This window comes from Bradyrhizobium sp. SZCCT0153, from assembly GCF_018129995.1.
GTDB classification, from domain to species: domain Bacteria; phylum Pseudomonadota; class Alphaproteobacteria; order Rhizobiales; family Xanthobacteraceae; genus Bradyrhizobium; species Bradyrhizobium japonicum_G.
The window spans coordinates 858,833-872,575 of record NZ_JAFCKS010000001.1; the positions used below are offsets into that span (position 1 = coordinate 858,833).

Consider the following 13,743-nt stretch of genomic DNA (forward strand, 5'->3'; position numbering starts at 1 on the left):
CGTCATCCTCGGCGATCGGCGTTACCAAATCGGCAACCACGCCGATTGGTCGGAAAGCATTAGCCAAACCTGCGCATCGTCGCGCGGGGCTGGGCCGCGATGCCGCCTATTGCTTTGACGGAACCAGCGAACAATGATTGATCGGACGGATAATTGGACATTGCCGGTTGCGGGAGCTGACGGATGAACGGTGCGGAAAGCCTGGTGCGGACGATGGTCAAGGGCGGGGTGGACGTCTGCTTCACCAACCCGGGTACCTCCGAGATGCATTTTGTCGCAGCGCTCGACCGCGTCCCGGGCATGCGCTGCGTGCTCGGGCTGTTCGAAGGCGTGGTGACGGGCGCTGCCGACGGCTATTTCCGGATGAAGGGCACGCCGGCCTCGACCCTGTTGCATCTCGGTCCCGGCCTCGCCAACGGCCTTGCCAATCTGCACAACGCCAAGAAGGCGAATTCCGGCATCGTCAACATCGTCGGCCAGCATGCGATCTACCATATCGGCTACAACGCGCCGCTGACCTCCGACATCGAGGGCCTTGCCCGGCCGATGTCGTCCTGGGTCCGCACCTCGCCGGACTCCAAATCGATCGCCGCTGACGGCGCCGCGGCGATCGCCGCCGCCAGAAGCGCACCGCCGCAGATCGCGACCCTGATCCTGCCCGCCGACACCGCCTGGAACGAGGCCGACGGCATCGCCGAGGTTCCGGCCGAGCAGCAGCGCGCGAGCTATTCGCCGCAGGCGGTCGAGCAGGCCGCGAAGATCCTGCATGGCGACGGCGAGGGCACGCTGCTGCTGATGACCGGCAGCGCGCTCTCCGAGCAGGGCCTGGCGCTGGCCGAGCGCATCGCGAACAAGACCGGCTGCACCGTGATGGGCCCGACCTTCCGCCCGAAGATGGCGCGCGGCCGCGGCCGCTACTCGATCGACCGCATTCACTACGTGATCGAGAACGCAATTCCGATGCTGGCGAAATTCCGTCACATCGTGCTGGTCGAGTCCGACGACCCCGTGGCGTTCTTCGCCTATCCGAACAAGCCGAGCGTGCTCAGGCCCGAGGGTTGCGACGTGCACCGCATGACCTCCTGGGGCGAGAATTCGGTCGCCGCGCTCGAAGCGCTCGCGGGCGCTGTGAAGGCCAGTGCGAAGGACGTCAAGCCGCAGGCCCTGGCCGATCTGGTCAAGCCGACCGGCGCGCTGACCCACGCCTCGATCGCGCAGGCGATCGCCTACGCGATCCCCGAGAACGCGATCATGGTCGACGAATCCCTCACCACCGGCCGGGCCTTCTTCCCGCCGACGGCGGCCGCCGCCCCGCACGACTGGCTCCAGAACATGGGCGGCTCGATCGGCTTCTCGACGCCGCTCTCGATCGGCGCCGCGATCGCTTGCCCGGACCGCAAGGTGATCACCATGGTCGGCGACGGCAGCGCGATGTACACGATCCAGTCGCTGTGGACGCAGGCGAGAGAGAACCTCAACATCGTCACCATCGTGTTCGCCAACCGCATCTACCAGATCCTGCGCGGCGAGTTCGACAATGTCGGCGCCGGCGAGCCCGGCCAGCGCGCCAACGACATGCTGCGGCTCGACCGTCCGACGCTGGATTTCGTGGCGCTGGCCAAGGGCATGGGCGTGCCCGGCCGCGCCGTCACCAGCGCGGACGAATTCAACAAGGCGCTGGCCGAGGCTGTCGCCGAGCCCGGACCGCGGCTGATCGAAGTCCAGATGTAGGGCACAGCATCAGGAGCGCCGAGGGCCGGGGGGCAAGATGCAGACCGAGCTGAACAAGGTGATCGCGGCGCTCCGGGACTTCTACGCCAACGAGGGTTTCCTGTTCGAGAAGGACCTTGGCGAGCGGGCGATCACGCACCGCTTCGCCGTGCATCTGGAGAAGCAGTTCGCCGGCTGGGCGGTCGACTGCAACTACGACCGGCTCGGCGAGCGCACGCTGCACCTGCCGCACGGCACCATCATCTCGACCGACGATCATCTGGGCAAGTCGATCTATCCCGACGTCGTCGTGCATCAGCGCGAGATCCCGAACAATCTGCTCACCGTGGAGATCCGCAAGGCGAGCAACCACACCGCGCTCGATCACGACCAGCACAAGCTGATGGCGCTGACCGACGCGCATGTCTGGTTCGCCTATTGGATCGGCGTGCTGCTGGTGCTGGACGCGCACAATGTGACGATGTCGGAGGTCTATGTCAGCGGCCTCCTCGATCAGCCGCTGTCGCGCTGGTTCGCAACGCGGCTGGAAGAGATCGGCCTCGGGGCCGCGCATTGAGGCGCGATCTCGTAAGCGTCAGATGTCGAGGTCAAAGCGGAAGTCGCCCCAAATTGCCATGGAGTGAAACATGAGCAATGAAAGTGCTCACAATCGGCCCACCGTCCCTCTCGCAGCTTCCCTTGCCCTGTTCAGCGAAAATCTGATCGCACGGCGAGGTGTCGAACAAGCGAACATCCTGTTCGGGGGCCAGATAGATCCTGCCATTCAGGCTTTGCGCGTGAGAACCAAAGCCGTCGGCGTTGGCGACAAAGCACCGGACTTTTCGATGCCGATGGCTGAGGGCGGAACATGGAGTCTGGCCGAGCATCTTGCCCAGAACAAGTACTCTTCTCTGGTTATGGTCTTTTACCGCGGCACTTGGTGCGGATACTGCAATGTCTACCTCCGTGGGCTGCTTGGAGTTCAATCGCTGTTGTCCGAAGCCAACGCAGCCTTGATAGCGGTGTCTCCGGAGGCCGTCCCGGTTTTTTCTGACAATACCACTTCCGCCGGCTCGATATTTCCGGTCCTGATCGATCAGGGTGGGAAGATAGCCGAACAATTCGGTCTTACCTTCGAAATGGATGATGCCGCAAAAAGTATATTGAAAGGCTCGAACATCGATCTTGAGAAGCGAAATGCCGACGGCAAGTGGATACTTCCCGTACCTGGTACATTCGTGATTGATCGATCCGGGCATATTGTCTACGCGCATGTCGATGCAGACTATCGCAACCGGCCTGAACCGCAGGAGATCATTGCAATTTGCCGGGCGCTACAGCGATAACCGATATCGCACATTGGAAGATCGAGTGTGGCGGCAGGAAAACGTATTCACTTCCGCCTTTGGCCAAGGCCGAACTGTTGGCATGTCGGTCTCAATGTCGCCTTCTGAGAGCAATCCGGACTCGACGAGTTTATGAGGCCACGCCTGTGAGCTGGCTAATCTTTGGCTGACTCGATGCGCGCTAAAGCGCGTTGAGGTTGGGATGAATCGTCATCGCGCTTTAGGTTCTTGTTTGAGCATGATCTTTCGGAAAACCGCTTCGCACTTTTCCGGATCATGCTCTAGCAGCACGGTCGCCTCTCCCCGTCGCGCGCGATGACAAAGGGCCGCTCGCACGACACGAGCGGCCTTTGCATCATCGTCCGTCACGTGCTCAGTGCAGGGGATCGCCCTGGCCGAGCGCGTAGGCGACGAGGTCCTTCAGTGCGAAGCCGGAGCCGGTCACCGGCGTCCAGTTCGGGTCCTGCGACAGCACGGAGGAATTGTCACCGAACATCATGCCCAGGAAGACTTCGGCGACGATGCGGCCGCCGACCGGCCCGAGTTGCGGCGTCCTGACTCCCGTCGCCGGCGCGCCGGTCGCCGGGACCATCACATCGGTGTGGAAGTTGCGCGCCTCGGCCAGGATGTAGGTCCAGAGCGGGCAGTTGTCGGCAAACACGCCGTTCGCGATGTTCGCGATCTTGACTTGCGGATCGCCCGGTCCCGGCTCGTCGACGGCCTTGCCGATGATGATCTGATCGTCGGTCAGCGGCGTCAGGTTCATCGCCCTGGCGACGGCCTGGCCCGACGGCAGTCCGAGCCGCCAGCCGCGCTCGAGATTGCGCAGCGCCAGTGACGACGGATTGGAGGCGACCTCCGGCGGCAGCTTGCGCAGTGGATCGACCAGCGAGGTATCGATGCGATAGGCGAACTGAAGCCGTCTCTTGTTGTCGGGATTGGTGTCGTCGTCCTCGACGCCGTAGGGGCGCGTGTCCAGATCGATGAAGCGGCCCCAGTCCATGGCGCGTCCCGGTCCCATGGAACGGAAGCCGGTCAGTGCGTTGTGGTCGGGATTGTTGGGATCGGGGAAGATCTGCAGCAGCATGTTGGCCGCGTCGTTCAGCCGGTAGCCGGGACGGATCATGGAGTGCCCGAGCCGGTAGGCCGCGACCGAGAACTCGACCGGCATGAACGGATAGGTCTTCCAATGGTAGTGGGCGAGCTTGCTGCGGTCGTAGTGACCTGCGGTCTTCAGCTGGTCAAGCACGCTGGCGTGGACGATGCGCGGCAGGAAGTCGTTCAGCACCACGTATTGATAGTGGAATCTGACGCGCTTCTGCACGTCTTCGAACGACAGGCTGTCATTGTCGTCGACCATGCGGTTGTGAAAGCGCAGCATCAAGGCCTGGAACTGCGAGACGATGCTGTTCTCGTCGTTGCGGGGATCGCCGATCAGCGCGCGGCCCTTGAAGCGCGGCAGGTCGCTGGCATCCGGTACGCCCGCGCCGGTGACCTTCTCGCCGAGGCGGAACTTGATACCGTCATACATGTACGGCTGATCGTTCGGGCCACGGCCGTAGAGATTGTCCAGGTCGAGCGACGGCGTGCGGAAGTCGACGAGCCCGTCGGGGTCCTGCAGCTTGGTCAGCGAGCTGACCGGATCGAAGGTGATGTCGTGGTCGATGAACTGGCCGAAATAGGTGTAGAGCGCGGGAATGCCGCTCTCTTCCGCATCCGGCCCGTCCTTCGGTCCGTCGAAGTCGGCGACCATCTTGTCGGCCAGCGCCGACAGGTTCGCGACATTGTCGGAATCGTTCGGGCCGAATTTGGCCGGTGCGAGCTTGCGGAACATGCGTCCGAAGCGGCCTTGCGAAAGCGACGAACGCGTTGCGTTCAGACCGCGCGGAACAACTGCGTGGCGGCTGGTCATTGAAACACCTCCCTGAAAAGTCACGGTGGAACAAATAAAGCTAAAGTTGTTTTCAACATAATATGCATGTCAGGCTAGATCAGGCGTTTGGACGCCACAAGCCGCCACTTCACACGTTGCGCGGCATCGATGCTGTTCCGGGAGCAAGCGCGATGGACAAGCTGCGGCTGCGCTTTGCAAATTCTTCCCGGAACGATGGCGGATAACATTCTCGTCATCGAAAGACGCAAGCGGCTTCGCGCAGTGTCAATTCGCGGGATCGTCGGCGAGACGGATCGTCTTCACGTCGAGATTGTAGCGACGCGCGCGTCGTGCGCGCACGCCGCGACGTCGTCGGTCGTTGCGCTGCTGCGCGAACGTACAGCGCAGGCGATGATATCGATCGTTCGAAGGATGCGCCTGCGCGGCCGGGGATGCTACGGCGAGCAGGGCCGCGAGCGATGGAATGCCTTGCGTTCGCGACGAGGCACATCGTGCCGCAGCGAGCGGCCGGCTATGTGATCTCGGCCACAGTTTGCGATGGGGTTCCGGCCTATCGTGAGCAGACTTGCATGCGTCTCCCCGGGAGAACTACGCTTGCCACATTCCGATCAGGTATTTTGGAGGTTCTGATGCATAGGTCATACTTGCTGGCTGCGACAGCAGCGCTGGCGCTTCTCACGCAAACACCGCTCGCGCTGGCCCAGGGCGCGCCTGCTGCCGCCGGCACCGCGGCGCCTGCGGCGACAACGACTGCGCCGGCAGCGACGACGACGGCGCCCGGCGCAGCCACCGACAGCTCCAGCCAGCCGAGCGATTCCAAGAAGAGCGCGTCGAAGAAGTCCGCGAAGAAGAAGATGACGCGGCAGCAGGAGATCGATCATTCGGTCGACAGCGGCACCGTGCCCGCGCGCTACCGCAGTTCGGTGCCCAAGCAGTATCAGCAATACATTCCGTTCGATAAGCAGTGACGATCGCGCGGCGGCGCGAGGCGATCAGCCTTTGCGCCGCCGATGTCCTCGAAGGACGGCCCTGGAATGGGATCTTGGCCCTGCCGATTCCGGCCCCACATCCCCGGTGGCGGTCTGCGAGAGCGGTGCTAGATTAGGCCAAAGCCCGGGGGGAGCAATGAGTGACGACGTGAAGGATGCTGGCCTTGTGGCCATGATCAGCAGCATCCTGGGAGGCAACAAGCGCTCAGCAGACAGTATCGTACCGCCGCCGCTCACCGAGGTTCCCCCGACCGCGCCGACGAACGGGTTTGAGCTGGTCGAGCCGCCCACCCCCGATGCTGCGCCGGCCAAGGCCGAGAACAAGGCCGAGATCAAGCCCGAGAAAGCGGCCGAAACCGTGCCGGCAGTCACAAAGCCGGTCGAGCCGCCGGTGAAGATCGCCACGACGCCGGACGGCAGGCAATTGCTGCCTGCGGAAGCGATTGCCGATCTCGTGCTCGGCGAGCTGCGCAAACTGGAGGATTTTCCGGCGACCGGCGCCTCAGTCACGGTCTACGGCTACCGGCACTGGAACGCGATGATCACCTTCGCGCCGTTCTCGACGACGTTCCAGAATGCGACGCGGTTCCGCCAGGCCATGCCGGACCTCGTCTTCAAGCTGCGCCGTTTCGTCGAACTTGAGATATAATTCGGCAAATCGTCCAAAACAGTTCGACAGGATTTTGCATTGAGCGTCGCCTTTACCAAGGAAGAGAGCGCCGAAACCGCGGCAGAGACGCTGCTGCCGGATCGCCCGATCTCGCCGCATCCCAACCTCGTGACGGAAGCAGGCTTGCAGGCGTTGCAGAGACAGCTCGACGAAGCGCGCGAGGCCTATGAAGCCGCGCAAGCCATCGAGGACGTCAACGAGAGGCGCCGGCAGTCGGCGGTGCCGTTGCGGGACGCCCGCTATCTCACCGAACGGCTGCGCACGGCGCAGGTCGTTCCTCATCCGGCCTCGACCGATATCGTCGCCTTCGGCAGCACGGTGACCTTCAGCCGCCCTGACGGCCGCGTGCAGACCTATCGCATCGTCGGCGAGGACGAAGCCGACCCCAAGGCAGGCTCGATCTCGTTCGTCGCGCCGGTCGCGAAGTCGCTGATGGGGAAGGCGGTCGGAGACGTCGTTGGGGCGGGCACGCAGGAGATCGAGATTCTGTCGATCGCATGAGGGGCGCGCAGGGCGAGGCGAGGATTGCTATCGACAGGGGCGATCTCATTCGCCTAAACCATGTGTCATGCGTTTCAATTGTCTCGTCCTGATATCGATGGTCTCCGCCGTGTCCGCGCAACAAAGCCCGATGGTTGGATGAGACGGTTTTTGTCGGGAGCGTTGCCGTTTTATGCGCTGGCCGGGTTGGCCATGTGCATGTACCTCGTCCTGTACAGGACTGATCTCTTCGACTTGAACGCCATCGTCCAGGATGCGACCGGTTCACCGTGGTTTCCGGTATTCATATTCGTCTGCGTGCTCCTGGAGTCCGTCTTCCCGTATTTCGGCTATTTCCCCGGAACCGCGCTCATCCTGATGTCCGTGGCGCTCAATCCGAAGCCCGCGGATGTCTCCGTTTTCGTCGTGGCGTGGCTCGCCATCATCGTGGGCGCCGTCTTGAGTTACGGACAGGCTCGTTTTTTCAGACCGTTGTTGCAGCGGGTTGCCTCAAAGGCGGCACTGAACCGGTGTGAGTCGCTTCTCGACGCCTACGGTCCTTACGCGCGCGTCGCCTTGTTCGTTCATCCCAACGCTTGCGCGATGTATTTCACGGCACTCGGACTTCTCGGCCGGAACCTGACGCGAGAGCTCGCCTATCTCAGCGTGGGCGCAGCGGCCTCCGTGGGCATTCTGTTCGTCGTCGTGACCAGACTCGTGTCGTCCATCGGCACGACCGACGATGGGGAATTGCAGGTGCTGCTGGCGGCAGCGCTGGTCGCCATCGGGACCCTCGTCGGCCTCTACGCAGCCTTGCGGCCGGCTCGGGCCGCATGAAGCCTGAACAAGCGAGCAGAGCGCCGTACTCGCGGATGGTTCCTCTTGATGGCGAGACCGCAGCAGGCCCCATCCTGGCGGATTTGGGAATAAGTCTGCAAATTTCTCGCTATTCGGCCAGAAGTGGTTATACCTGAGGCATCACCGCGCGCCCCTGGCAGTCTATCGGTGACTGAGAGCGTTGCGCTCCCGCCCAAGCTAAGGAGGCGGTCAGGTGTCAAATCCAGCCAAATTCGATTTGCGTGAGTGGGGCGTGCCTCCGACGCTGCTGCTGGTCGTTTTCGTGCTGCTCATCGCGGCCGCGTTTATCTTTTAACGTCGGCCCTTCTGCGGTCCGGACCGCGCAACAAACCCGCCAGGAGGTCGCAATGGCCAACAAAGCAACGATCAGGAATGCGTATGGAATGCCGGCCGTGTTCGCTGGATCGAAAACGGGAAGTGATGACGCGGCTTTCGTCTTTGTCAGGGTGGGAGATGAGGAGCGCCGTATGCGATGGGCCGAATGGGATTCGCTCCCGGCATGGACTGGGCCTCGTCCTTCCTGGGGACCGAAATCCAGCACTCCGACATCCATCATCGACTGAGACATTGCGGAAGCCAGGTACGACTTGGCCCCTGGATACGCTGGCGGCACGTCGTGGAGCAAATGAGACGAACGCTGCTGTTGCGAAGTGGAGCGAGTAAAGCGCCCTCCGGGAGGTTGTAATCGCGTGCCGGAGTAGCCACCTGAGGAGCTCAGCATCCGACGCCTTGGGCGCCTGCCCGGATTCGCGACGCCTTAGCCACGCCAAATCCTATTGACGAAATCGGTCAACGGCACGTCGCCCCGACGTGTGCGTCACGGGTCAGGATCACCTATGCCTACCGAACATGCCAGCGTGCGGGTCGTCCACAAGCCCTGGGGCGTCGGCGATCTCAAACCCTGGAGCAATATTGACGGGTCTGGCGGTGCCGTCGGCGAGCTGTGGTTCGAGCGATCCGACGAGAGCGCACCCACCCCCGCCTTGCTGCTCAAGCTGCTGTTCACCAGTCAACCGTTATCCATCCAGGTTCATCCAGATGACACGTTCGCGCGCGCAATGGGGATGCCGAACGGCAAGAGCGAGGCATGGTACATCCTCTCGGCCCAGCCCGACGCGCAGATCGGCGCTGGATTGAAACATCAGGTAACGGCGCAGCAGTTGCGTGCATCGATCCAGGACGGCTCGATCGCCGAACTCGTTCACTGGCGATCGGTTGCCGCAGGTGATGTCATCTACATCCCGGCCGGCACCATCCACGCCATCGGAGCCGGCATCGTGCTCGCGGAAATTCAGCAACGCAGCGACACGACATTCCGCCTGTTCGACTATGGTCGGCAGCGTGAATTGCACGAGGACAACGCCGTCGCCGTTGCCCATCCGTGGCCGCTTCGAACGCTTGGCAATTCGGCGGCCGTTACCGCCAACCGGACGCTTCTCGTCGCGAGCAAGCATTTCGTTCTCGAACGCATTGAACTTCCCGGAGGTTCGAGCTGGGCGCTGCTTGCCGAACCGGAGACCTGGATGCTCATTCTCGAGGGCCACGCCGCAGTCGGTCTGGCCCCGGCATCCGTCGGGGAAGCCATCTTCATCGGTGGCGGCCGCAACAGCATCGAGGTTGGCGACAATGGATTGAGCGCGCTGATCGCGTATCCCGCCAGCCGCCCGGTCGATTTGCTGTTGCAGAGTCTCGACCAACCCGGCAAGCATGCCCGTCCGGTCGCGCATTCAGTTCCGCAATTCGCAGGCCTCGCCGAGGCGCGAACGTGAGCCCGCTTCGGCGCATCGCAGTCATCGGCAATTCGCTCCCTCGCCGTTGTGGCATCGCGACGTTCACGACCGATCTGGAAAGGGCGATTTCGAATTCGCGGCCGGACCTGGAGGTCAGCATCGTTACAATGAACGACCACGGACAGGCCTACGATTATCCCGCTTCCGTCGCCCTGCAGATCAAGGATGACGCCATCGAAGACTATGTCCGTGCCGCGGCATTCCTGAATGCGGGCCGATTCGACGTCGTTTGCCTGCAACATGAATTCGGGATCTTCGGCGGTGAGGCCGGCGCTCACATCCTGGAGCTGCTTTCGGGCCTCAGCATGCCTGTCGTCACGACGCTGCACACGGTGCTGGCCAAGCCGACCGCCGCGCAGCGTGCGGTCATGGAGCGTCTCGTCGAGGCGTCTTCCAGGATCATCGTGATGGCGAACAAGGGACGCGAGATGTTGCGCAGCGTCTATCGCGTGCCGGACGACAAGATCGAGGTGATTGCCCACGGCATTCCCGATTTTCCGTTTGTCGAGCCCGACGCGGCCAAGGCCAAGCTCGGATTCAGCGGGCGTTCCGTCATCCTGACCTTCGGGCTGCTGTCCCCCAGCAAGGGCATCGAGGTCATGATCGACGCGATGCCTCTGATCCTGGAACGTCGCCCGGACGCGGTCTATGTCGTGCTCGGCGCGACGCATCCCAATCTGGTGCGCGACCAGGGCGAGGCCTATCGCGAGAGTCTGATGACGCGCGTGCGCGAGCTTGGCATCGACGACCACGTCGTATTCCTCGACCAATTCGTCGATCAGGCGACGTTGCTGGAATTCATTTCCATGAGCGACGTCTACGTTACGCCCTATCTCAACGAAGCGCAGATGACGTCGGGGACGCTCGCCTACAGCTTCGGATTGGGCAAGCCGGTCGTTTCGACTCCGTATTGGCATGCGCTCGAGTTGCTGGATGACGGCCGTGGCGTGATCGTTCCCTTCGGCAACGCGGTCGCAGTCGGCAAGGAAATCGCGCAATTGCTCACCAATGCCCCTCGCCGGCAGGCGATGCGCGAGCGCGCCTACGCCATCAGTCGATCGATGACGTGGGAGCGCACGGCCGAGCGTTACATGGTCGCGTTCGAAAATGCACGTCATGGAGACTGGCTCAAGGTGGTGGCGCGTACCGGGCCGGTCGCGGTCGCCCACAGTCCGGCGGCATCAGATATGCAACTGGATCATTTTCTCTCGATGTGCGACGACACCGGCCTGTTCCAGCACGCCGTGCATTCGGTGCCGAACCGGGATCACGGCTATTGCGTGGATGACAATGCCCGTGCCTTGCTGCTGGCGTGCGCCCTCAACAATCCCGGCGAAACGCGCCTGTCCGAAGTGTTGACGGCCCGTTTTGCCGCGTTCGTTCAGCATGCGTGGAATCCCGACACCAGACGGTTTCGCAATTTCATGGGTTTCAATCGAAGCTGGCTCGAAGACCGCGGCTCCGAGGACAGCCATGGGCGAACATTGTGGGCACTGGGTGAGTGCGCACGCAGGGACGCAAGCCCGTCGCGACGCCGATGGGCCGCCGGCTTGTTTGCCGAGGCACTGCCTGTCGTCGAGACCTTTGGTTCGCCCCGCGCGTTGGCCTTCACCCTGCTGGGCCTGGACGGCTATTGCGCCGCTGTTCGCGATGATGCGCGCGCCCGCGCAATCCGGCTTGCTCTGGCCGACAGGTTGATGGCGAGTCTCGCGTCGGTCGAGACGCCGGACTGGACGTGGTTCGAGGAAGGCCTGGCGTACGACAACGCGCGTCTGTCGCAAGCCCTGATCCTCACGGGGATGGCTACGGAAGCACGGGATTACCTCGCCGCCGGATTGCGATCCTTGCGTTGGCTGATGACGCAGCAAACGGCTTCCACCGGGCATTTTCGCCCCATCGGCACCGACGGCTTCGGTGAGTTGCGCCGGGCGCCTCGCCCGTTCGACCAGCAGCCGGTGGAGGCCGCGGCGACGATCGCAGCCTGCCTGACCGCCTGGCGCGCGGAAGGTCATGCCGAATGGAAAGCGATCGCAACCAACGTTTTCGCCTGGTTTCTTGGCCGGAACGATTTGTCGATCGCGCTCGTGGATCCCGAGACCGGCAGTTGCCGGGATGGATTGCATCCCGACCGTGCCAACGAAAACCGCGGCGGCGAATCCGTCGTGTCTTACCTGCTCAGTCTTGCGGATATTCGTCAGCTTGCGCGCGTCAATGTCAGCGTGACGCCGTCGGCGGCGCTTCGCGTCATCGGCGTCTGAGTTCGGTTGACCTCTCCAAAGATCCGAGGACATCTTGTCGCAAGCCAGTTTCCTGCATCGGCAAGCGCTCCATCTGCGCCCCGACCCTACGCGCGTGATCGTTCGGCCGTTCAAGCCGGCAACTGAGCCGCGCGATCTCAACCCGACCGACAAGACGCGCGCCAACCACATCGTCGAACGCGTTTTGGCCCTTGACCCCGAAGTCACCGCCAGCCTGTTGGCGGACGTCTTGGCGAACTTTCAGGGCCGGCATCGCAACCTGCTGGAGACGTTCGAATTCCGCGCCGAGGAGATGGAACGGGCGCTGGCGGCTCACGGCGCTTTTTCGAGCGTCCAGCGCCAGTTGATCGGAGCCTATTTCCTCAACGAATATTCGTTCGAGGCGTCCGCCCTGTTCAATCCCAGCATCGTGCCGCATCCCGACCAGTCGGGCGCGCCGAAAGGCGGCTTGCGCTTCGTTCTCAGTCTCCGGGCCGTCGGCGAGGGGCACGTATCCTCGCTGACATTTCGCACCGGCACGATCGCAGCCGATGGCAGCCTGGCGGTCGATCCGACCGCGCGACTGGCCTCCAGTCCCCGCATCGGGAGCCGCGTACCCGGGCCGTCAGGCGAAACGGTTGAAATTACGTTCAAGGAAGAACAGGACATCAGCGAACGGGTGATTTTTCCGGTTACGGAGTCACAGTCCCAAGGCATCGAAGACGCCCGCTTCGTCCAATTCAGCGATGAGGATCGCAAGACGTATTACGCGACGTTCACCGCGTATACGGGCAGAGCGATACGGTCGGAGTTGATCGAAACGCGCGACTTCCTGTCATTTCGAATGACGCCGCTGCAGGGGACCGCCGCCCACAACAAGGGCATGGCGCTGTTCCCGCGCAGGATTGACGGCAAATACGCGATGATCGCGCGGCAGGACAACGAGAACCTTTACTTGATCTATTCGGACGATCTGCACCAATGGGACGGCGGTCAAGCCATCCTGAAGCCGCGGTTTCCGTGGGAGTTCGTGCAGATCGGAAACTGCGGTTCGCCGATCGAGCTCGATGAAGGCTGGCTGTTGCTCACGCACGGTGTCGGCCCCGTTCGAAAATATTCAATCGGCGCCGCCCTGCTCGACAAGAAGGACCCATCCAGGGTGCTGGGTCGTGCGAGCGAACCTTTGCTGCATCCGGAGCCGTCCGAGCGCGAGGGCTACGTTCCCAACGTGGTCTATACCTGTGGGGCGATGCGGCATCATGATCAGATTATTTTGCCCTACGCCGTCTCCGACACCTATTCCAACTTTGCGACGATCAAGATCGCGGCCCTGCTGCAAGCAATGTCCTGATTGCGCGGAAATCCACGTCTTGGGAGAGGCGGCCTGAGCGGCATCCGGAAGGGTCCATCAATGAAATTGAGGCCCTTGCGCAGCTTCCCGCCTCACGCCGTCGGGCATGGTCACCTCCCTCGACCGTGATGACCTGACTTGCCTCAGGCGTGGCCGAACACCGCATTCTCGCGAATAGATACAGACAGCGCGCCCTAAACCTGCTTCGCTGCTCGATTAGCGTCTTCGGAATATATTAGCGATCAGCCCGGTCTCGTGCCGGGCTTTTCGTCGAATCGCCTGGTTCCATTCGCGAGAGCCACCACGCCCGGGGATGATGCCATCCTGGCCCCTGTCTTGCCCGACGCGTCAAATCGAATTCGGAAAAGCGTAACTTATTGTTTCCGCTCGCCTCGGCTACTGTGCATGGGGTTGTTTT

At 62.6% G+C, this 13,743-nt stretch carries 11 protein-coding genes; 10 read left to right on the forward strand and 1 reads right to left on the reverse strand.

The annotated features are described in order from the left end of the window. The first annotated feature begins 183 nt into the window (after positions 1–183). The 3 genes from JQ572_RS04275 (at position 184) to JQ572_RS04285 (ending at position 3,056) form a co-directional block, all read left to right on the forward strand. On the forward strand, positions 184–1,731 hold the full coding sequence (locus JQ572_RS04275; RefSeq protein WP_211381706.1) for an acetolactate synthase large subunit: 1,548 nt from the start codon (positions 184–186) through the stop codon (positions 1,729–1,731). A 37-nt stretch (positions 1,732–1,768) separates the two neighbouring features. Next, a complete protein-coding gene (locus JQ572_RS04280) occupies positions 1,769–2,287 on the forward strand; it encodes a hypothetical protein (RefSeq protein ID WP_211381707.1) in 519 nt (172 codons plus the stop codon). A 70-nt stretch (positions 2,288–2,357) separates the two neighbouring features. Then, positions 2,358–3,056, forward strand: coding sequence for a peroxiredoxin-like family protein (locus JQ572_RS04285; protein ID WP_211381708.1), 699 nt, complete (start codon positions 2,358–2,360; stop codon positions 3,054–3,056). A 373-nt stretch (positions 3,057–3,429) separates the two neighbouring features. Here JQ572_RS04285 and JQ572_RS04290 read toward each other — a convergent pair whose 3' ends face one another. Further along, positions 3,430–4,968 carry a peroxidase family protein gene (locus JQ572_RS04290; RefSeq protein ID WP_211381709.1) on the reverse strand — a complete coding sequence of 513 codons (1,539 nt, stop codon included), beginning with the start codon at positions 4,966–4,968 and terminating at the stop codon, positions 3,430–3,432. A gap of 611 nt (positions 4,969–5,579) precedes the next feature. On the opposite strand from JQ572_RS04290, the gene JQ572_RS04295 reads away from it, so the two are divergent. The 7 genes from JQ572_RS04295 (at position 5,580) to JQ572_RS04325 (ending at position 13,325) form a co-directional block, all read left to right on the forward strand. Then, complete coding sequence (locus tag JQ572_RS04295) at positions 5,580–5,918, forward strand: hypothetical protein (protein ID WP_211381710.1); 339 nt, start codon at positions 5,580–5,582, stop codon at positions 5,916–5,918. 157 nt (positions 5,919–6,075) lie between these two features. Continuing rightward, positions 6,076–6,588, forward strand: coding sequence for a hypothetical protein (locus JQ572_RS04300; RefSeq protein ID WP_211381711.1), 513 nt, complete (start codon positions 6,076–6,078; stop codon positions 6,586–6,588). 39 nt (positions 6,589–6,627) lie between these two features. Beyond that, entirely contained in the window at positions 6,628–7,110 is a 483-nt protein-coding gene (gene greA / locus JQ572_RS04305; protein WP_211381712.1) for a transcription elongation factor GreA, read from the forward strand. A gap of 138 nt (positions 7,111–7,248) precedes the next feature. Then, the gene (locus tag JQ572_RS04310; RefSeq protein WP_211381713.1) at positions 7,249–7,926 is read left to right on the forward strand and encodes an SNARE-associated domain-containing protein; all 678 of its coding nucleotides are present in this window, start codon (positions 7,249–7,251) and stop codon (positions 7,924–7,926) included. 878 nt (positions 7,927–8,804) lie between these two features. After that, positions 8,805–9,716, forward strand: a complete 912-nt coding sequence (locus JQ572_RS04315) for a class I mannose-6-phosphate isomerase (RefSeq protein ID WP_211381714.1) — start codon at positions 8,805–8,807, stop codon at positions 9,714–9,716. Beyond that, a complete protein-coding gene (locus JQ572_RS04320; RefSeq protein WP_211381715.1) occupies positions 9,713–11,995 on the forward strand; it encodes a glycosyltransferase family 4 protein in 2,283 nt (760 codons plus the stop codon). Before JQ572_RS04315 ends, JQ572_RS04320 begins: the two co-directional genes overlap by 4 nt. Positions 11,996–12,029: 34 nt before the next feature. Further along, on the forward strand, positions 12,030–13,325 hold the full coding sequence (locus JQ572_RS04325; RefSeq protein WP_211381716.1) for a glycoside hydrolase family 130 protein: 1,296 nt from the start codon (positions 12,030–12,032) through the stop codon (positions 13,323–13,325). Positions 13,326–13,743 lie beyond the last annotated feature (418 nt).